20 protein-coding genes are annotated in these 20,042 nt (G+C 66.8%); 12 read left to right on the top strand and 8 right to left on the bottom strand.

The window, feature by feature from the left end; translation table 11 throughout:
* Window positions 1-15 precede the first annotated feature (15 nt).
* The 4 genes from A5712_RS22220 to A5712_RS22235 all read right to left on the bottom strand — a co-directional run bounded on the left by A5712_RS22220 (window position 16) and on the right by A5712_RS22235 (window position 4,767).
* A complete protein-coding gene (locus A5712_RS22220) occupies window positions 16-861 on the bottom strand; it encodes an ABC transporter permease (protein WP_068109914.1) in 846 nt (281 codons plus the stop codon).
* Between the two features lie 22 nt (window positions 862-883).
* On the bottom strand, window positions 884-1,702 hold the full coding sequence (locus tag A5712_RS22225; protein ID WP_067011023.1) for an ABC transporter permease: 819 nt from the start codon (window positions 1,700-1,702) through the stop codon (window positions 884-886).
* Window positions 1,703-2,065: 363 nt separating this feature from the next.
* A complete protein-coding gene (locus tag A5712_RS22230) occupies window positions 2,066-3,271 on the bottom strand; it encodes a CaiB/BaiF CoA-transferase family protein (RefSeq protein ID WP_068109830.1) in 1,206 nt (401 codons plus the stop codon).
* Window positions 3,268-4,767, bottom strand: a complete 1,500-nt coding sequence (locus tag A5712_RS22235) for an aldehyde dehydrogenase family protein (protein ID WP_068109833.1) — start codon at window positions 4,765-4,767, stop codon at window positions 3,268-3,270. Before A5712_RS22235 ends, A5712_RS22230 begins: the two co-directional genes overlap by 4 nt.
* 281 nt (window positions 4,768-5,048) lie before the next feature.
* Here A5712_RS22235 and A5712_RS22240 point away from each other — a divergent pair, with 281 nt between their 5' ends.
* The 5 genes from A5712_RS22240 (at window position 5,049) to A5712_RS22260 (ending at window position 9,868) form a co-directional block, all read left to right on the top strand.
* Window positions 5,049-5,750: an SDR family NAD(P)-dependent oxidoreductase gene (locus tag A5712_RS22240; RefSeq protein WP_068109836.1), complete on the top strand. Its 702-nt coding sequence runs from the start codon at window positions 5,049-5,051 to the stop codon at window positions 5,748-5,750.
* Window positions 5,751-5,773: 23 nt separating this feature from the next.
* Window positions 5,774-6,649, top strand: a complete 876-nt coding sequence (locus A5712_RS22245) for a mycofactocin-coupled SDR family oxidoreductase (RefSeq protein WP_068109839.1) — start codon at window positions 5,774-5,776, stop codon at window positions 6,647-6,649.
* 21 nt (window positions 6,650-6,670) lie between these two features.
* Window positions 6,671-6,871, top strand: coding sequence for a ferredoxin (locus A5712_RS22250; protein ID WP_067152992.1), 201 nt, complete (start codon window positions 6,671-6,673; stop codon window positions 6,869-6,871).
* Between the two features lie 14 nt (window positions 6,872-6,885).
* Window positions 6,886-8,262: a cytochrome P450 gene (locus A5712_RS22255; protein WP_068109842.1), complete on the top strand. Its 1,377-nt coding sequence runs from the start codon at window positions 6,886-6,888 to the stop codon at window positions 8,260-8,262.
* 187 nt (window positions 8,263-8,449) lie between these two features.
* Window positions 8,450-9,868, top strand: a complete 1,419-nt coding sequence (locus A5712_RS22260) for an alpha/beta hydrolase family protein (RefSeq protein WP_068109845.1) — start codon at window positions 8,450-8,452, stop codon at window positions 9,866-9,868.
* An 85-nt stretch (window positions 9,869-9,953) separates the two neighbouring features.
* Here the strand turns inward: A5712_RS22260 and A5712_RS22265 are convergent, their stop codons facing one another.
* Both A5712_RS22265 and A5712_RS22270 read right to left on the bottom strand, forming a co-directional pair.
* Window positions 9,954-11,129 (bottom strand): acyl-CoA dehydrogenase family protein, encoded by a 1,176-nt coding sequence (locus tag A5712_RS22265; protein ID WP_068109848.1) that lies wholly within the window; start codon window positions 11,127-11,129, stop codon window positions 9,954-9,956.
* The gene (locus A5712_RS22270) at window positions 11,113-12,111 is read right to left on the bottom strand and encodes an acyl-CoA dehydrogenase family protein (RefSeq protein ID WP_068109851.1); all 999 of its coding nucleotides are present in this window, start codon (window positions 12,109-12,111) and stop codon (window positions 11,113-11,115) included. Before A5712_RS22270 ends, A5712_RS22265 begins: the two co-directional genes overlap by 17 nt.
* A gap of 209 nt (window positions 12,112-12,320) precedes the next feature.
* On the opposite strand from A5712_RS22270, the gene A5712_RS22275 reads away from it, so the two are divergent.
* Both A5712_RS22275 and A5712_RS22280 read left to right on the top strand, forming a co-directional pair.
* A complete protein-coding gene (locus tag A5712_RS22275; protein ID WP_068109853.1) occupies window positions 12,321-12,701 on the top strand; it encodes a carboxymuconolactone decarboxylase family protein in 381 nt (126 codons plus the stop codon).
* 9 nt (window positions 12,702-12,710) lie between these two features.
* Window positions 12,711-13,613 carry an NAD(P)-dependent oxidoreductase gene (locus A5712_RS22280; RefSeq protein ID WP_068109857.1) on the top strand — a complete coding sequence of 301 codons (903 nt, stop codon included), beginning with the start codon at window positions 12,711-12,713 and terminating at the stop codon, window positions 13,611-13,613.
* A 142-nt stretch (window positions 13,614-13,755) separates the two neighbouring features.
* On the opposite strand, the gene A5712_RS22285 is transcribed toward A5712_RS22280, so the two are convergent.
* On the bottom strand, window positions 13,756-14,511 hold the full coding sequence (locus A5712_RS22285) for a hypothetical protein (RefSeq protein WP_156766720.1): 756 nt from the start codon (window positions 14,509-14,511) through the stop codon (window positions 13,756-13,758).
* A gap of 171 nt (window positions 14,512-14,682) precedes the next feature.
* Between A5712_RS22285 and A5712_RS22290 the strand changes: the two genes are divergently transcribed.
* Genes A5712_RS22290 through A5712_RS22305 form a run of 4 tightly spaced genes read left to right on the top strand, consistent with a single transcriptional unit; the run spans window position 14,683 to window position 18,250 of the window.
* Window positions 14,683-15,774, top strand: a complete 1,092-nt coding sequence (locus A5712_RS22290) for an amidohydrolase family protein (RefSeq protein ID WP_068109859.1) — start codon at window positions 14,683-14,685, stop codon at window positions 15,772-15,774.
* A gap of 37 nt (window positions 15,775-15,811) precedes the next feature.
* Window positions 15,812-16,957 carry an amidohydrolase family protein gene (locus tag A5712_RS22295; protein ID WP_068109863.1) on the top strand — a complete coding sequence of 382 codons (1,146 nt, stop codon included), beginning with the start codon at window positions 15,812-15,814 and terminating at the stop codon, window positions 16,955-16,957.
* 1 nt (window position 16,958) lies between these two features.
* Window positions 16,959-17,372, top strand: coding sequence for a Rieske 2Fe-2S domain-containing protein (locus tag A5712_RS22300; RefSeq protein ID WP_152531517.1), 414 nt, complete (start codon window positions 16,959-16,961; stop codon window positions 17,370-17,372).
* An 11-nt stretch (window positions 17,373-17,383) separates the two neighbouring features.
* Complete coding sequence (locus A5712_RS22305) at window positions 17,384-18,250, top strand: alpha/beta fold hydrolase (protein WP_068109866.1); 867 nt, start codon at window positions 17,384-17,386, stop codon at window positions 18,248-18,250.
* Window positions 18,251-18,255: 5 nt separating this feature from the next.
* On the opposite strand, the gene A5712_RS22310 is transcribed toward A5712_RS22305, so the two are convergent.
* Window positions 18,256-18,729, bottom strand: a complete 474-nt coding sequence (locus A5712_RS22310) for a hypothetical protein (RefSeq protein ID WP_068109870.1) — start codon at window positions 18,727-18,729, stop codon at window positions 18,256-18,258.
* A gap of 31 nt (window positions 18,730-18,760) precedes the next feature.
* On the opposite strand from A5712_RS22310, the gene A5712_RS22315 reads away from it, so the two are divergent.
* Window positions 18,761-20,041, top strand: a complete 1,281-nt coding sequence (locus A5712_RS22315; RefSeq protein ID WP_068109873.1) for an NADH-ubiquinone oxidoreductase-F iron-sulfur binding region domain-containing protein — start codon at window positions 18,761-18,763, stop codon at window positions 20,039-20,041.
* Window position 20,042 lies beyond the last annotated feature (1 nt).

Here is a 20,042-nt window from a genome sequence, read left to right on the forward strand (position 1 = left end):
CCTGTCACCACCTTCCTAGCCCGACAGGTTGAAGTTGCCGTTGGTGCCGTAGATGGACAGCGAGACGAGCAGCGTCACCGACACGACCACGATCAACGAGGTTCGCACCGCGTTGCCGGTCGCGACGCCGACACCGGCCGGTCCGCCCGAAGCAAAGTAGCCGAAGTAGGTGTGAATCAACAAGATCGTGATGGCCATCAGGACGGCCTGCAAAAACGACCACAACAAGTCGATCGGATTGAGGAACGTCGAGAAGTAGTGCTGATACAAGCCGCCCGATTGGCCGAACAGGACCACCGTGGTGAATTGGCTGGCGAAGAACGACAGGATGACGGCGATGGAATACAGCGGCGTGATCGCCATCATCCCGGCCGCGATCCTGGTGGACACCAGGTACGAAACCGGCCGAATGGCCATGGACTCCAACGCATCGATCTCTTCGTTGATCCGCATGGCGCCCAGCTGCGCGGTCACGCCGGCGCCGAAGGTGGCCGCGAGACCGATCCCGGCGACGATGGGCGCCGCGATGCGCACGTTGATGAAGGCCGCCAGGAACCCGGTCAGCGCCTCGATGCCGATGTTGCCCAGTGAGCTATACCCTTGCACGGCCAGCGTGCCGCCCGCGGCCAGCGTCAGGAAGCCGACGATCACCAGCGTGCCGCCGATCATGGCCAAAGTTCCCGCGCCCATGCTGATTTCGGCGATCAGGCGGATGACCTCTCGCCGGTAGTGGCGGACCGCGAAGGGAACCCCGGCAAGCGCCCTTCCGTAGAACAGCGTGTGATCGCCGATCCGGCTCAGGGTGCCGACCGGCTTCTCCAGCTGCCGCGTCAGGCGCGGATACGTGGCTCTCAGCGTTATCACGGTTTGCCCCTACACCTCCTCAGTGACCCTTGGCCGACATCCGGATACCGATAGCCGTCACAACCACATTCACGACGAACAGCGACATGAACGCGTACACCACCGTCTCGTTGACGGCGTTGCCGACCGCCTTGGCGCCGCCGCCGGACACCGTCAGCCCCCGGTAGCACGCGACCAGCCCGGCGATCAGGCCGAAAAGCGCTGCCTTGACGCAGGAAATGACGACCTCGGGCACGCCGGTCAGCAGGGTGATGCCGGCGGCGAACGCCCCGGGGTTGACGTCCTGGACGAACACCGAGAAGACGTAGCCGCCCACGATGCCGATGATGACCACCAGGCTGTTCAGCAGCAGCGCCACCAGACCCGCGGCCAGCATGCGGGGGGTCACCAGGCGCTGAACGGGGTTGATGCCCAGCACTTCCATCGCGTCGATCTCTTCGCGGATCGTTCTCGATCCCAGGTCGGCGCACATCGCCGTGGAACCGGCGCCGGCCACGATCAACACGGTCACGAGCGGGCCGACCTGGGTGACCGCACCGAAGGCCGCGCCCGCGCCGGAAAGGTCGGCGGCGCCCAGTTCGCGCAGCAAGATGTTGAGCGTGAAGCTGACCAGCACGGTGAAGGGAATGGCGACCAGCAGGGTGGGAGCGAGCGCTACCCGCGCGACGAACCACGACTGCTCCAAGAACTCGCGCCATTGGAAGGGCCGGCGGAACACGAACTTGATCGCGTCGGCCGACATCGCGAACAAGCCACCGACGGCTTCCATGGGCTTGGAGCCGCGGCCGAGCGATATGCCCCCGGTCCATCGCTCCGGGCCCGCACGCTTAATCGCCATCGGCCTCAGTTCCTTCCGACATTTTCGAGACCGATGGTCTTGTTCAGCTGAACGGGAAGCTGTAGATTTGGCTGGACCGACGGCCACAAAAGCCTGCTGGAACAGTCGAAATGCGTAGCGGGCAGCCACATTCCGGCATTCGCCTCCGGCGTCGCTGCCACTACCATCCTCACGCCACTCCTCCGTTCTGTCGCGTGAGTTGGCGCTTCAAAACGAGGGGCCTCGTGTCTTGAAGCGTCCGGCGATTATGACTCATGCGGTGTCCAGGTGGAATGGAAAATTCAAAACCGTTATCGGACAGCTCATCGGATGAAAAGTGGCGTTCGGCTCACACATTTCTCACAGCTCCGGTCCCTGTAGCACTCAAGTGACCGCGCCGGCCGTCTTGAGCTCGATGATGCGGTCCCAATCGAGTCCGATTTCCATCAGGATTTCTTCGGTCTGTTCGGCGAATCCGGGCGCCGGACCGGTGTGCGGCCGCGCGACATCGAACTGGACCGGGTTGGCAACGAGATCGAGTTCGCCTGCGCGAACCAGGTACTCGTTGGCACGGATTTGGGCGTCGTCGACCGCCTGCAATGTGTCCTGTACTGGCGCCCACGGCCCGGCAAGCGTGGCAAAGCGCTCGCTCCACTCGGCAAGCGTGCGGGTTGCGATCACCTTGGTCAAGATCTCGACGGCTTCCGGTGTATTCGCGGCGATTTCTTCGACAGTCGCGAAGCGGGGATCGTCGGCCAGCTCCGGCAGCTCGACGTGCCGGCAAACGTCGGCCCAGAACTTGGTGGGCTGCATCATCACGAACGAGATGTAGCGTCCGTCGGACGTGGTGTACAGCCCCACCAACGGGTTGTTGGGCGCACCATGCACCCCGGGCGGCGGCGCTTCCAGCCGCTGACCCAGATGCTTGGTCAAGGCGACTGTGTGTCCCATTGCCCAGAAGCCACTGCCCAGCAACGACACATCGACGACCGACGGCTCGCCGGTGCGCTCGCGCTTGAGCAACGCGGCCGCGATGCCGCCGGCGAGGTTGGTGCCGGAGATGGTGTCGCCGTAGGCCGGTCCGGGGGGCGCGATCATGCCGGGCATCCCCGCCGGCGTGATGGTCGCGGCGGTTCCGGCCCGGCACCAGAACGCGGTCATGTCGTAGCCGCCCTTTTCTGACTCGGGGCCGCGCGGACCGAGCGCGCTCCCGCGGGCGTAGACGATTTTCGGGTTGACCGTACGAATGTCCTCGACGTCGATGCCGAACTTCTTCCGGTGAGCGGGAAGAAAACTGGTCAAGAACACATCAGACCGGCGGGCCAGCTCGTAGAGCACCTCTTTGCCCTCGGGCACGGACATGTCGAGTCCGATGCTGCGCTTGCCGCGGTTGGCGTGTTCGATGTTGGGGTTCGGGTCGCCCTCGACGCGCAACATGCCGGTCTGCCGCAGCCCGCGTTGCGGGTCGCCCGTCACGGCGTGCTCGACCTTGACCACGTCGGCGCCCCACTCGGCGAGCACGGCGCCCGCCGATGGGACGAACCCGTACATGGCGACCTCCAGGACGCGGATGCCCTCCAGCGGCCTCATGCGGGCGCCCCCACAACGGGAACCGCAAAAGTCTTGCCTTCCAAGAACTCCTCCAGCCCGGCGACGCCCATCTCGCGGCCGACGCCGGACTGCTTGAAGCCCCCGAACGGGCTGTCGGCGGCAAAGTAGTTGCCGCCGTTGATGGAGAACGACCCGGTGCGGATCCGACGGGCCACCGCCAAGGCGCGGTCTTGGTCGCGGCTGAAGACCGCGCCGGCCAACCCATAGATCGAGTTGTTGGCGATCCGCACCGCGTCGTCGTCGTCCTCGAACGCGATGACCACCAGCACCGGGCCGAACACCTCGTCCTGCGCGATCTCGCTGTCCGGGTCGACGTTGGTGAGCAGCGTGGGCGCATAGAAGTAGCCGGGATCCAACCGCTTGCCGCCGGTGACCAAGGTCGCGCCCGCGGCGACGGCCCGCTGGACCATGCCGTCGACCTTGTCGCGCTGGCGCTCGTTGATGAGCGGCCCCATGAGCGTCTTCGGATCGGCCGGGTCGCCGTGGCGCACCTTGGCGAAGTTCTGCGCGATCAGCTCGACGATCTCGTCATGGTGCGACTTGGGCACCAACAGCCGAGAGGTGAGCGCACAGCCCTGCCCGGCGTGCGTGACCATGCTGAAGGCCGCGAACAGGCTTGCATTGGCGAAGTCGGCGTCGTCGAGCATGATCACGGCCGACTTGCCACCCAGCTCCAGGAAGACGCGTTTGACGGTGTCGCTCGCGGCGGCCATGATCTTGCGCCCGACGGCCGTCGACCCGGTGAAGGTCACGACGTCGACGTCCGGGCTGGTGGTGAGCGCGACCCCGACGGCCGCGTCCGAGGAAGTAAGGACGTTCACTACGCCGGGCGGGATGTCGGTGTTGTTGGCGATCAACTCGCCGAGCGCCAGCGTGACCAGCGGGGTGTCCGGCGCCCCCTTGAGCACCACGGTGCATCCGGCGGCCAGCGCCGGGGCCAGCTTGGCCAACGCGAGCTGGTTCGGATAGTTGTAGGCGATGATGGCGGCCACCACGCCCGCGGCTTCCTTCTCCACCCAGCGGTGGTGCAGCATGCCCCGCGATTCGATCTCGCCGAGATCCTCGGAGAACTGATAGGTGCGCAGCAGGTCGGCGTAGAAGCGCACGATCTTGATCGGGTCGTCGAGCTGAGCGCCCTGGGTGAGCGCCCGCGTCGCGCCGACTTCGGCGATGGTCAGCTCCCGCAGTTCCTCGGCGTGCTCGACCAGCGCCGTGTGCAACTGGTCGAGGCAGCGGATCCGCAGCTCCACGTTGGTCGACCAGTCGGTCGTGTCGAAGGCGTGCCGGGCCGCCGAGATCGCCGCTTCGGCCTGCTCGACGCCGGCGTCCGGAGCGTGCCCGATGACCGCGCCGGTGGCGGGGTTGATCGAGGGGAACGTCTTATCGGCGGTGACGAGCCGACCATCAATCAGCAGTCGGCGATCGACCTGTGACTCGGGCGCGGCGGTGGTCTCTGCCGTGTCCTGCACTGGCATCCCCTACTCCCTCATGTGGTGACGGTCACGAAAATTTCATTCTCTTCCCCGGCGAATCTTACATTCGGGTCTCGATAATTCAAGAAACTCTCAGGAATGGGAGTGGGCCGCCGACCAGGGGTCTTGCTGGGCGTATGTCGGGTTAACGAGCCTCTCAGCGCAGGCCGCGCGCGGTTTCATGGCCATGTTGCATGCCGCTTCGCCGCGAGAGTAAGGTTCTCATAATTGTAAGGGAGATTCTTTGTGACTGAGACGGCCGCATTTGCAGGCGAGGCCTCGACGTGAAGACCGCGGTGGTCACCGGTGGCGGATCCGGCATCGGTCAAGCGGTCGCGCAGCGCCTGCGAGCCGACGGCCTTGACGTCGCCACCATCGACCTCCGGCCGTCGGAAGCCGATTTCGCCTTCACCGCCGACGTCACCGACCGGCCGCAGGTGGATGCCGCGCTGGCGGCCATCCGCGCCCAACTGGGGCCCGTGACGGTCCTGGTCAACGCGGCCGGGCTGGACGGCTTCAAGCGCTTCACCAACATCACCTTCGACGAGTGGCGGCGGGTGGTCGACGTCAACCTCAACGGCGTCTTTCACGTGACCCAGGCGGTGCTGCCCGACATGGTCGAGGCGGGGTGGGGACGAATCGTCAACATCTCGTCCTCGAGCACCCATTCCGGTGCGCCCTACATGAGCCACTACGTGGCCGCCAAGTCCGCGGTCAATGGCCTCACCAAGTCGCTGGCACTCGAGTACGGCCCCAACGGCATCACCGTGAACGCCGTACCGCCGGGGTTCATCGACACCCCGATGCTGCGCGCCGCAGAACAACACGGATACCTCGGCGACATCGAGGCGACCATCGCCCGGACCCCGGTGCGCCGGATGGGCAGGCCGGAAGACATCGCGGCCGCGTGCGCCTTTCTGATTTCCGAAGAGGCCGGCTACATCACCGGTCAGATACTGGGCGTCAACGGCGGCCGAAACACCTGAGCATCGACACAAAAGGAGAGAGTGTGGGAGACGGCGCACCAGGGCGCGTCAAGGGAAAGGTCGCCTTCGTCACCGGCGCGGCGCGCGGGCAGGGTCGCAGCCACGCGGTGCGGCTGGCCGAGGAGGGCGCCGACATCATCGCCGTCGACCTGTGCCGTGACCTCGACACCATCGGTTACCCCATGGCGGCACCCGAGGACCTCGAGGAGACCGCGCGGCTCATCGAGAAGACCGGGCAGGGCGCGGTGATCGCCCAGGCCGACGTGCGCGACGCGGGGCAACTGAGCGCGGCCCTGGAGCGCGGGGTCGCGGAGTTCGGCAGGCTCGACATCGTCGTGGCGCAGGCCGGAGTCGCCGGCATGAAGGGCCGGCCGCCCCTGCAGGCGTGGTGCGACGTCATCAACACCAACCTGATCGGCACCATCAACGCCATCCAGGTCGCGTTGCCGCACCTGCGCGAGGGCGCCTCGATCGTCGCCACCGGATCCACCGCGGCGCTGATGGACACCGCCAAGAAGGACAACCCCGGCACCGACCCCGGCGGCATGGCCTACATCCACTCCAAGCGGGCGCTGTCGCGTTATGTTCACGACCTGGCGACGGAGCTGGCGCCGTTGGGCATCCGCGCCAACGTGATCCACCCGACCAACACCAACACCCCGATGCTGCAGAGCGAGCCGATGTACCGCTCGTTCCGGCCGGACCTCGAACACCCGACGCGGGCCGACGCCGAGCCGGTTTTCGGCGTGCAGCAGGCGATGAAAATCCCCTATGTCGAACCCGAGGACATCAGCAACGCCGTCCTGTGGCTGGCCTCCGACGAGGCCCGCTACGTCACCGGCGTGCAGTTGCGCGTCGATGCCGGCGGCTACCTCAAGTGGTACGACTACGAGCATTAAGACAACTCGCAAGGAGACACCGTGAAGGTCTGGGTCGATTCAGAACGCTGCCAGGGCCACACCCTTTGCGCGATGATCGCGCCGGATTCGTTCCAGCTCAGCGACATCGACGGCAGTTCGTCGGCGATCGACGAGGTGGTGCCGGCCGACAAAGAGGATCAGGTCCGCGAGGCCGCCCACTCCTGCCCTGAGCAGGCCATCATCATCACGGATGAAACGTAAAGGGAGACAGTGCCTTGAGCGTCGACGACAGCGTTGATAATCAGGTCAGCGACAGCGACCGTAAGCGGAACCGGTATCACTTCGATCGGCACTCCCCGGAGTACCGGTCGCGGTTCAAAGACATCACCGAGGAGATGCACGCCCGGTGCCCGATGGCCTGGAGCGACACCTACGGCGGACATTGGGTAGCGGCCGGCAGCCACGAGGTCTTCGAGCTCGCCCGCTGCCCGGCGGTGTCCAACGACCACGATGTGAACAACGAACGCCGCGGCTACAAAGGCATTTCGATCCCGACCGCCAGCCGCATCAACGGCATCCGCGGCGGCATCCTGGAGATGGACAACCCCGAGCACAAAACCTATCGCGCCGTGCTCAACCCATACCTCTCACCGGCCGCGGTCAAGCGCTGGGAGCCGTTCATCGACGACGTGACGCGCGCCTGCCTCGACGAAAGGATCGAGGAAGGCCGCATCGACTTCGTCGACGACCTGGCCAACATCGTGCCGGCCGTGCTGACGCTGGCGATGATGGGCATCCCGCTGAAGAACTGGCAGATGTACAGCGAGCCGACGCACGCCGCGGTGTACACCCCGGAGCATTCGCCTGACATTCAGCGGGTCACCGAGATGCACCGGCAGATGGGGATCGACCTGATCAACAACATGATCGAGATCCGCGAAAATCCGCGGCCCGGCCTGGTCAATGCCCTGCTCGAGATGCGGATCGACGGCGAGCCCGCGCCCGATCTGGAAATCATCGGAAATCTCGGGTTGATCATCGGCGGCGGCTTCGACACCACCACGGCGCTGACGGCCCATTCACTGGAATGGCTTTCGCAGCATCCCGATCAGCGCGAGCTGCTCAGCAACCAGCGCGAGACGCTGCTCGATCCCGCGACCGAAGAGTTCCTGCGCTACTTCACCCCCGCCCCCGGCGACGGCAGGACCTTCTCCGATGACGTCGAGCTCGACGGCACCACCTTCAAAGAGGGTGAGCGGCTGTGGATTTCGTGGGCCATGGCCAACCGCGACCCCGCGGTGTTTCACGACCCCGACGAGATCATCCTCGACCGCAAAGGCAACCGGCACTTCAGCTTTGGGCTCGGTGTGCACCGCTGTGCCGGATCGAACGTGGCGCGCACGGTGTTCAAGTCCATGCTGACCGCGGTCCTGGACCGGATGCCCGACTACACCTGCGACCCCGAGGGGACCGTCCACTACGAGACAATCGGCGTCATCCAGGGGATGCGAAAGCTGCCGGCCACCTTCACGCCCGGCCGACGGATCGGCGCGGGTCTGGACGAGACGCTGGACAAGCTGCAACGCATCTGCGACGAGCAGGAGCTGGCCAGGCCGATCACCGAGCGCAAGGAAGCCGCCGTCATCGACTAGGCGGGCCTGACCCCGTTCCCCTCGCGACCAGACGCAAAAGCCCCCGACACGCCGCGTGGTGAGGGCCTTTTGTGTCTGCTCGCGGCCAGGGCCGGGGCTCCAAGAATTCGTAGAGGCTTCGTAGAGGCCGACATCTAATCCTTCTCTCACACGCGCCGATCGCTGGCCGCCGGGAGGAGGAATCACGATGCAGCTCCTGAGTAACCACATCTCGTTGATGCACGGCTGGCTGCCGTTGACGGTCGATGCCGCCACCGCGCTCGCGCTGGGGCTCGCCATCGGGCGGCGATCACGCCGTTGGCTCCTGTGCTGGCTGCCCGTGGCCGTCGTCGCGGGCGGCGCGGCGGCCGTCGGGGCGCACTGGTACATCGGCCGTGTGGCAACCGAACCGGCGCCGTCCGCGCTGTACGTGTGGATCGCGGTGGCCGGAACGGCCGCGGCCGTCGTGATCCTGGGCTGGCGCGGCGCGCGCTGGTGGCGCCGCGCCGTATCGATCCTGTGCCTGCCGCTGTGTGTGCTCTGCTCGCTGCTGGTGCTGAACCAGTGGTTCGGGTACGTGCAGACGGTGCAGAGCGCGTGGGACCAGCTCACCTCCGCTCCGCTACCCGGCCAGACCGACAAGGCCGCCGTCACCGCGATGGCGGCGAGCGGCGTCAGGCCATCGCGCGGCCGCCTGGTGCCGGTGCAGATCCCTTCCGACGCGTCGCATTTCAAGCACCGCGAGGAACTGGTGTACCTGCCGCCCGCATGGTTCTCGAGCTCTCCGCCGCCGCAGCTGCCGACGGTGATGATGATCGGCGGCATGATCAACACGCCCGCCGACTGGGTGCGCGCCGGCAACGCGGTGGACACCATCGACGCCTTCGCGGCCGCGCATGGCGGCAACGCGCCGGTGCTCGTGTTCGTCGACCCGGGCGGGGCGTTCGACAACGACACCGAATGCGTCAACGGCAGCCGCGGCAACGCGGCCGACCACCTCACCAAAGATGTTGTGCCCTACATGGTCTCGAATTTCGGGGTCAGCCCCGACCCGTCGCGCTGGGGCATCGTGGGCTTCTCGATGGGCGGGACCTGCGCGGTGGACCTGACCGTCATGCATCCCACGCTGTTCAGCACGTTCGTCGACATCGAAGGCGACCTGACCCCCAACACGGGCAGCAAGGCGCAAACCATCGCCGGCCTGTTCGGCGGAAATGCCGACGCGTGGGCGGCATTCGACCCGACGACGGTGATCAGCCGCCACGGCCGCTACACAGGAGTGTCCGGTTGGTTCGCGATCACGTCGGGCGGTGCCCCGGCGCCGCATCGCGACCTCACCGTCGTCGACAGCACCGCAATGGCAGCCGCCGGGCGCGGCGCCGCCACCGACCCGGGTAACCAGGCCGCCGCAGCGGCAGCCCTGTGCGGCCTCGGCCGGGCGAACGGCATCGACTGCGCGGTGGTCGCCCAGCCGGGCAGGCACGACTGGCCCACCGCCAGCGCAGCTTTCGCCACCGCGTTGCCCTGGCTGGCCGGCCGGCTGGGCACCCCGGACGTGGCCCGCATCCCGTTGCCCGGCACGACGCACCCAAACCACACCGAGGTGGTCGGTCACGAGCAGAGCTAGTGGGTTAGCCCACGCCGAACGTCACGCCAGCGTGGCACTCGACACCCAACGTCACGCCAGCGTGACGTTGGGCGACCTTAAGGCCTCAGCCGCGGGGCAGGCCGAGCACGCGCTGCGCGATGATGTTGCGCTGGATCTCCGAGGTGCCGCCGGCGATGGTGCCGGAAAAGCTTCGGGCATAACGCTCGAACCAGCTGGCGAAGTAATGGTCCAGGTTCATGTGCGCGTACGGGCCGGTCTGCCCGGGGTGGATCAGCCCATCCGATCCCGCCGACGTCAGCGCGAGCTCCATGCCGCGCAGCTCGGCCTCGGACCCGAGCAGCTTGAGCACCGAGATCGCGGCCACGTCGTCCTCGCCGCGCGAGGCACGCGCCAGGGCAACCGAACCCAACAGGCGCAGCGCCTGCTTGTCCATGATCGTGCTGGCGTACTGGTCGCGCTCGACTTCGGTGCTGGGGCGAAAGTCGTCGATCATGTTGTCGAGTCGGTCGGCGAAACCCAACCACATCATCGTGCGCTCGTGCCCCAGCGACCCGTTGGCCACCCGCCAGCCCTGGTCGAGCTCACCGACCAGGTTCTCGGCCGGCACCCGCACGTCGGTGAAGAACACCTCGTTGAAATCCAGGTCGTCGGCGCCGCAGATCGACGGGAACGGCCGGCGCACCAGACCCGGGGTGTCGGTGGGGATGATCAGCGCGCTGATTCCCTTGTGTTTCGGCGCATCCGGATTGGTGCGCACGAACGTCAGCAGGACGTCGGCATCGTGGGCGCCCGAAGTCCACACCTTCTGCCCGTTGACCACGAAGTGATCGCCGTCCAGCACCGCGCGGGTGCGCAGCGACGCCAGGTCGGAGCCCGCGCTGGGTTCGCTCATCCCCAGCGACGCGGTGATCTCGGCCCGCAGGATCGGCACCGCCCAGCGGCGCTTCTGATCGTCGCTGCCGAACGAAAGCAGCGACGCCCCAACGATATTCACACCCTGCGGGTTGAAGCTGTGATAGATCCGGCGGCGGCTGAGTTCCTCGAGGTACACGAACTGCTGAATCACCGTCGCGTTGCGACCGCCGAATTCCGGCGGCTGGCTGGGCAACAGCCAGCCGTTGTCGAAAAGCAGCCGCTGCCAGTCGCGCGCCCACTGCGGCATGTGCGACACCGACCGCGGGCGCTCCAGCGTCTCGCTTGCGTCGGGCAGGTTCTCGTCGAGGAAGGCCGCGAACTCCGCCCGGAACGCCTCGACGTCGGGATCAAAAGTCAGCTGCACGGTATTCCTCTGCGATGCGCGCCCGGTGTTGCGCCGCGCCGCCGAGCATCAGCTCGCCCGCCTTGGCCCGCTTCAGCGCGAACTGCAGGTCGTTCTCCCAGGTGAAGCCCATCGCGCCGAAAAGCTGTAAGCCATGCCGGAATACGAGCGACTGGCACTCCCCCGCGGACGCCTTGGCCATCGCGGCCGCCAGCCGGCGCCGCGGATCGTCGGCCGCGATCGTCAGCGCGGCGAAGTAGGCCAGCGCCCGGGCGCGTTCGACCGCGACGTGCATGTCGGCGGCCTTGTGCTGGACGGCCTGGAACGAACCGATCGGCACCCCGAATTGCTGCCGGCTGCGGACGTGCTCGAGGACCAGGTCGAGGATGCGTTGGCAGGCGCCGACCATGGTGATCGCCATGCCCGTCAGCGCGACGTGCTGGGCCCGTTCGGCGTCGACGGTGAGCCGCGCGCTGTCCGGTACCCGGACCTCGCCGAACGACAGGTCGGCGACGTGCAGGACGGGGTCGAACACCGCCGAGCGGCGCGCCAACACCTGGTTGGCCGCGACGACGAACACCCCGGCGTCGGTCACCACCGCCAACTGGTCGACGCGATCGCCGTCGAGAACATGGCGCGCCGTGCCGTCCAGCACCCAGCCGTCGGCGTCCCGGTGCGCCCACACCCCGCCGTACACCGCGGTTCCGGCCTCGTGCGGGTCGAATCGATCCCCGGCCAGCGGGGCGAACTGGCTCATCGTCGCCAGGAACGTGGTGGGATCGGTCGCGCGGCCCAACTCCTCGAGCACGATGGCCAGCTCGACGGCGCTGGCCGGATCGTTCAGCTCCGTCCAGCCCTGGTCGACGTAGGACTTCCATAGCGGGCTCGGGTCGACGCCGTCCTCGGCAACACTGCGCACCAGCGACGGCGGGCACTGCTTGGCGACGACGTCGCGAACGGTCTGCTGCCACAGCCGCTGATCAGCATCGAACTCCAACAGCATCCGGGCCGCCTCCTGTCGTCACTGCCAATCGCGAGAATAGCATTCTCCCTGCCGGAAGTAATAATCTCGAAAAGCGGCTACGAGGTGTCCGAACGCGTAACCGACACCCAGCAGCTCGTCCGGTCATTGCGTCTGCTCGAGGCTGGACTGTTACACAAGGTCGTATCAGGAGGGTCTATCAGGAGCACGCGGCGAAAAGGAGAAGACCATTGGACGGCGAAACGTACCAGCGCGGACTCGAGATCCGCTCGGCGGTGTTGGGCGAGGCGTATGTCAACCAAGCGTTGGCGGACGCGGACGACTTCACCAAGCCGCTGCAAGACCTCGTCACCGAGTATTGCTGGGGCGCGGTCTGGGGCCGCGACGGACTGGCCCTCAGGACCCGCAGCATGCTCAACCTGGCCATGATTTCGGTCCTGAACCGCCCCAACGAATTACGGACGCACATCAAGGCGGCGCTGACGAACGGAGTCACCCGCGACGAGATCCGCGAGATATTCCTCCAGGTCGCGATCTACGCCGGTGTACCGGCCGCCGTCGACAGCTTCCGCATCGCGCGCGAGGCGTTCGCCGAAGCCGACCAGGGCTAGGAGTCGGCGATGGAGCTCGGGTTCGTCGGGCTGGGAAATATGGGCTTTCCCATGGCGCGTCGCCTCATCGAAGGAGGCCACCATGTCGTCGCCTTTGACACGAACGCCGCGGCGCTGGATCGCCTCGTCGCCGTCGGGGCGCATGCAGCGTCGTCGTCGAAAGAGGTTGCCGATCGGGTCGAGACGGTCATGGCCAGCCTGCCGACGCCGGCCGCGTCCGTGGAGGTGGCCACCGGCGCCGCGGGCGTGATCGAGGGTTCACGCGTCAAGCGCTATGTCGACTTCTCAACCGTCGGCAGCCGAACGGCGGTGCACATCCGCGACGCGCTGGCGAGACGGAACATCGTGGCGATCGACAGCCCGGTCAGCGGCGGCGTGGGCGGAGCCGAGCAGGGCTCGCTCGCGGTCATGGTGTCCGGGCCGCGCGATGAATTCGACGCGATACGAACCGCTCTCGAGGCGATCGGACGACCGCTTTACATCGGCGAGAAACCCGGCTCGGCGCAGACGATGAAGCTCGCCAACAACATCCTGGCGGCCAACGTGTTGGTCGCGACGGCGGAGGTGGTCGCGATGGGCGTGAAGGCCGGTCTCGACCCGGGCGTAATGATCGAAGTGCTCAACGCGGGTTCGGGTGCGACGAGCGCGAGCCGGGACAAGTTCCCCCGCGCGATCCTGCCGCGCACCTTCGACTACGGCTTCGCCACCGGGCTGATGGTCAAGGACGTGCGGCTGTATCTCGACGAAGCGAAAGCGCTCGGCGCCCCGGCGGACGTCGCCGAAACCGTGACCCGGCTCTGGGAGGCGGCCGCGCTCGAGGAGGGCCCGGACTCCGATTTCACGACGGTGATCAAGCCGTTCGAGAGGGCCGCCGGTGTCACCGTGGGTCCGGTGAAGCCGCTTCCGGGCTAATCGCGCTGAGTGTGCAGTAACGGCTTCGATTGTGTACCTGCGGAGGGAATCCGGCGATTTCTCCTGCCACGATTCACAGTCGAGGCCCACAGTTCACCCGCGACGCCCGACGGCCCGGCTAGCGCTTGAATCCCGTTGGCGATCACTGAGTTTGGCTCTGCGGCCGGCGAGGGGGCCAGCCGAACAGCCACGCCGCCACGAGGAAGCACAGCGCGCCGAAGAACGTGCCGATGTTGGCCCACACCAGGCTGACGTCGGCCCCCGAGCGCAGGACCAGCGCGCCCACGGCCGAGGCGAGAAACAGCACGGACCCCGCGAAGTTGAGGAACGCGATGCGCTGCGAGGCGCTTGCAGCGTGGGAGTGCCGCCGGGCCCGAACCTCGGGAACGATCGCGATCGCCGACGAGACCAGGAACGCGACGGAGCCGACGATATCGGGCACCCACACGTCGACGTCGATGAGCTCGGGGCGGGCACCGATCGTCACCGCGGCGTCGATCGTGTTGAGGTTGAACAGCACCGTGCCCACCAACTGAATGGCCGCGGCCAGCCAGTCGGTGGTGCGCGCCCGCAGCGGCAGCGAGTGCTGCTCGGCCTCGGGTAGCGCCCGGCGAGCAAGGATCAGCTGAAGCGTTGCGGCGGCGGTGAAGAACACCGCCCCCACCGCGTAGGTCAACGCCGAGAGCAGCGGCGGTGACGCGGGAAGGAGCGAGAGCAGGACGCCAAGCGCGAACAGTGCCGCGCCGATCACGAACAGGAGGCCGATCCAGCGCACCATGGACGCGTGCCCGGCCCTCACCACGCGACGGATCGTACCGGCCGCTTCCAGGACCGCTTCGGCGTCCGGCGGGCACCGGTCGGCATTCACCGACAAGAGCGAGAATGCTATTATCCTCATTCAAGAACGCTACTTACCCAGATAACGGCAATACCGATGGCTACCAGGGCCGATGTTTAACCGAAATGCTTACCGAAATACCGTTGATTGGCGACCGCCGAGAATGTTAGTTTATCTATCAGATGCCCTCATCGGGCTCACTTTGGCTTCCCGAGCCGAGGGGCGGTTTACGTGATCGAACACGCCGACGGAACCCGCACCCCGCTGATCGACGCGAGCGTGCACGTCTTCTTTTCGTCCAACAAGGACCTGCGCTCCTTCCTGCGCGAGCCCTTCAAGAGCCGTGGCTTCCCCGACTACGAGATGGATTGGTACGGCGCGCCGGGCGGCGAATACGCGCCGAACACCGAGGGGCCGGACCGCCAGTATCCCGGCTCGGATCCGGAATTCGTTGGCAACGAACTGTTTTCGAAGCGCGGCGTGGACGTGGCGATCCTGCATCCGATGGGACGCGGCATCATGCCCGACCGCCATCTGGGCACCGCGCTACACGCCGCCCACAACGAGATGATGGTGTCGCGCTGGCTGGACTCCGCCGAATTCGGCGAGCGTTTCCGCGGCACCATCCGGGTCAACCCCGACGACATCGCCGGCGCCCTGCGCGAAATCGAGAAATGGCGTGCCCACCCCCGCATCGTCCAGATCGGCGTCCCGCTGCAATCCCGCGAGCTGTACGGCAAGCCCCAGTTTTGGCCGCTCTGGGAGGCCGCCGCCGACGCGGGGCTTCCGGTCGCCGTGCACATCGAAACGGGGGAGGGCATCGGCTTCCCCCCGACGCCGTCCGGGCACACCCTGACCTACGAGCAGTACGTCAGCTTCATGGCGCTGAACTACCTGTATCACCTGATGAACATGATCGCCGAGGGTGTGTTCGAGCGCTTCTCGAACCTGAAGTTCGTCTGGGCCGACGGCGCCGCGGACTTCCTCACCCCGTTCATCTGGCGGATGGACACCTTCGGCCGGCCCCACCTGGAACAGACGCCCTGGGCGCCGCGAATTCCGAGCGACTACCTCCCCGGCCACGTGTATTTCGTGCAGGGCAGCCTCGACGGCCCGCCCGACGCCGACTTCGCCGGCGAGTGGTTCGGCTTCACCGGCAAGGAAGACATGGTGATGTTCGGCTCCAGCTATCCGCACTGGCAGAGCAACAACGTCGGCCGGGTGCCCGCATCGCTGTCCGCCGAACAGCGCGACAAGCTGTGCTGGCGCAACGCGGCCAACTTGTACGGGATCAACATTTCGGTCGACCTGGCAGCGGGCTAGTCGCAGAATAAGGACAAGGGAGACGGAGGAGACAGAGATGACGCTGACTCACATACACGAACGGGTTCCCGCCGCCGAGCGCATAGCCGTCCGGTGCGTCGACTCCGACATCCACCCGGTGCCCCGGCGCGGCGAGCTCACCCAGTACATCCCCGAGCCGTGGCGCAGCAAGTTCTTCCTGGACCACAAGGTCGGCGAGCTGATCTACTACGACGCCCCGGATTACGCGCACACCTTCGCGATGCGCGCCGACGCCTTCCCGCCGGACGGCGAGTTCGCCTGCAGCGACCCGGACATGGCCTTCCGGCAACTGATCATGCAAGCGGGCTCCGACATCGCGATCCTGGAACCCGGCGGGCGCACACCGCGGCTGGCCGAGGCGCACCAGGCGTTCTCGACCGCCCTCAACCACTGGCAGGCGAACCACTGGCTCGACAGCCACAACAACTGGCACGAGCGCTGGCGCGGTTCGATCTGCGCGGCGATCGAGGACCCCGAGGGGGCGGCGCGCGAGATCGAGACGTGGGCCGGCCATCCGTACATGGCGCAGATCCTGATCAAGGCCGAGCCGCGGCCGTCATGGGGCCACCCGAAGTACAACCCCATCTGGGAGGCCGCCACCAAGCACGACATCACGGTGAGCTGCCACCTGTCGCGCAGCAACTACGAGATGCTGCCGACGCCGCCGGTGGGTTTGCCTAGCTACAACCACGATTTCATGGTGACCTACTCACTGCTGGCGGCCAACCAGGTGATGAGCCTGATCTTCGACGGCGTCTTCGACCGATTCCCCACGCTGCGCATCGTGTTCGTCGAGCACGCGTTCTCCTGGATCCTGCCGCTGATGTGGCGGATGGACACGCTCTACGAAGCCCGCAAGTCTCGGATGGAAATCAAGCGCAAGCCATCGGAATACGTCAAGGAACACATCAAGTTCACCACCCAGCCGCTGGACTACCCGGAAGACAAGACCGAGTTGACCCGCGCGCTGGAGTGGATGGAGTGCGACAAGATCCTGCTGTTCTCCTCCGACTACCCGCACTGGACGTTCGACGACCCGCGCTGGTTGGTCAAGCACCTTCCGAAGGCGGCCCGGGACGCGGTGATGTACAAGAACGGGATCGCGACCTACCACCTCCCGGAGACCGTGCCGGTCCTCGAGGGTCAGACCCGGGTGTTCTGAGTTGGTGCCTGAACAAGAAGGGGCAACCACCAGGCCGCCCCAGCCCCGCCTCGCTCAGGGTCGCGAACACGTCGTGGCAACCGTGGACGAAATCCCGCCCGGCACCCACAAATTGGTACCGATCGGGCGACATGGCGTCGGCGTCTACAACGTCAACGGCGCCTTCTACGCCATCGCGAATTACTGCCCACACCAGGGCGGTCCGCTGTGCTCGGGGCGCGCCCGCGGACGCACCATCGTCGACGAGACCGCCGCCGGCGACTCGGTCATGGTGCGCGACCTGGAGTTCATCTACTGCCCCTGGCATCAATGGGGTTTCGAGCTCGCGACCGGCACGACCGCGGTCAAGCCGGAGTGGAGCATCCGCACCTACCCGGTGCGAGTCGTCGGCAACGACGTTCTGGTAATGGCGTGACGGGAGCATCTGTGTCGACATTCGAGGTGAACGGCGGGAACGTTGTCTACGAAATCCTCGGTGACACAGGAGATCTCATCGCCCTGACGCCGGGCGGGCGGTTCAGCAAGGAGATCGAGGGCCTGCGCCCCCTGGCCGACGCGCTGGCCGCCGGCGGCTATCGGGTGCTGCTGTGGGACCGGCCCAACTGCGGGGCCTCCGATGTGCAGTTCTACGGCCAAAGCGAGTCGCACATGCGGGCCGAGACGCTGCACAAACTGGTGACAGGTCTTGGCTTCGAGCGCTGCATCCTCGCCGGGGGCTCCGGCGGCGCAAGGGATTCCATGCTGACGACGATGCTCTACCCCGAAATGGTCACCAAACTCGTGGTGTGGAACATCGTCGGCGGCATCTACGGCACTTTCGTGCTGGGCTCCTTCTACATCATCCCGAGCATTCTCGCCGTGCGCGGCACCGGAATGGACGGCGTGGTGAAGGTGCAGGAATGGCGCGAGCGCATCGAGCAGAACCCCGCCAACAAGCAGCGGTTCCTCGACTTTGACAAAGACGAGTTCCTCAAGGTGATGCTGCGCTGGCTCAATGCGTTCGTCTCCAAGCCCGGACAGACGATTCCGGGTGTCGAGGACGAAATGTTCGATCGAATCAAGATCCCCACGTTGATCATTCGTGGCGGCGAGAACGACATGGATCACCCGAAGCGGACGTCGCTGGAGGTCAGCTGCCTGATCAAGGGCTCCAAGCTGATCGACCCGCCCTGGCCGGAGGACGCCTGGGAGCGGGCGTCCGAAGACCGCGCGGCGGGCAGGGTGAAGCACTTCAACATGTTCGACACCTGGGTGCAGGCCGCCCCCGCCATCCTCGAATTCCTGGGCTCCTGATGCGTTCACACGGTGCGAATGTGAACCTCGCAGTTGAGCGACGCCTCGAGGGCCGTGTGAATCCGGCTTTCCGGAACGCGATCCAGGTCGGCTTCGCGCAGGGTCACCTGGACGATGTCGAAACCGTCGTCGCCGGGCGTCCGGACGATCTCGCCGGTGAGCCCGAAGGCGCGCAGCACGCCGTGCGCGTCGTCGTCGGTCCCCCGGCTGATGAACGTGACTACGCCGGCCGTCGGCGCGGTGCTAAATGCCTTGCCGCACAACTCGACTCCGACGCGCTTGACGGCCTCGGCATCGTCGCCGGCGATCAGCACCTCCACCTCGCGTCGGCCGGCCGGCATGGCCGCCAGGTCGTTCTCGACGACTTCCAAGCCCAGCTCGCCGGCAAGCCCGAGGAGTGCGGTCATGCCGTGTCCTAGCTGTTCGGGCGTGAGGACGCCGGACGGATCCACGTTGACGCGCACTACGGCGGTTCGCATGTGCGCCAGACTAACGATGGGGAGCTAGGCGATGGATATCACCGTCACCACCTGGCCTGGGTGTCCGTCGCGGCTGCTGGGCGATAGACCCGGCAACGCAAGCGAAAACCGCGCGGCGTACGTCGAACTCGGCGGCTATCGTCCGCTCACCGACCCCGACGAACTGCTCAGCGAAGTCGAACGCAGCGGGCTGCAGGGCCGGGGCGGCGCGGCCTTTCCGATGGCAGTGAAGCTGCGCGCCGTGCGCGACAACGGGCGCGCGGCGGGCGGCGCGGTCGTCGTCGCCAATGGCGAGGAGGGCGAACCCGCTTCGATCAAGGATCGATGGCTGCTGCGGCACCGGCCGCACCTGGTCCTCGACGGGCTGCGGCTGGCCACGGCGATGGTGGCCGCCGACCGCGCCTACGTCTACCTGTCCGACGCAGAATCGGCCCGCAGTGTCCAGGCCGCGCTTGCCGAGCACCCGCCCGGCGACATCGCGATCGAGGTGGTCAACGTCGCCCCGGGGTACATCGCCGGCGAGGAGACCGCGGTCACCCGCGCGATCAACGGCGGACCGGTCAAGCCAACGGACAAGCCGCCGCGGCCATTTCAGCAGGGCGTCGGCGGACTGCCCACCCTGGTGAGCAATGTGGAGACCCTGGCCAACCTGCCCCACCTGCAGCGGCACGGCGCGGCGGAGTTCCGCTCGCTGGGCACGCCGTCCTCGCCCGGCACCTTCCTGGTGACCTTGACCGGCGGCGGCCGGCCGCCGGGCCTCTACGAGGTCCCGCACGGCCTGCCGTTCGCCGATCTGCTTGCCCTGCACGGTGTTTCGCCGGATCGCGTCCAAGGCGCGCTGCTGGGTGGCTACTTCGCCGGGCTGCTCAATCGCAGCGTGCTGAACGCCACGTTGGACCACGAGACGTTCCGTGACCTCGGCAGCGGACTGGGCTGCGGTGCAATCGCGGTTCTCGCCGACGACTGCCCGGTGGCGGTCGCCGCGTCGGTGCTGGCCTACTTCGACCGCGAGAACGCGGGCCAATGCGGTTCATGCTTCAACGGCACCGCCGCGATGGCCGCCGCCGCCGAGGCGCTCCGCGACGGCGCCGCCACCCCCGAGGACCTGGATCGGCTGCGCCACTGGTCGGTGACGCTGCGCGGGCGCGGAGCCTGCGCCACGCTGGACGCCGCGACCAACGTGGCCGCCAGCATGCTCGACCAGTTCCCGCAAGCGGTGGCCCAGCATCTCGGCAAGTCGTGTGAACCGTGCCGCGCCAACGCCTTTAGCGCCGGGCGACCCTACGAGGTGGAGGCGGTGGTCTACGCGTGAG

The organism is Mycobacterium sp. E2327, assembly GCF_001672675.1.
In the GTDB taxonomy this organism is placed as follows: Bacteria; Actinomycetota; Actinomycetes; order Mycobacteriales; family Mycobacteriaceae; genus Mycobacterium.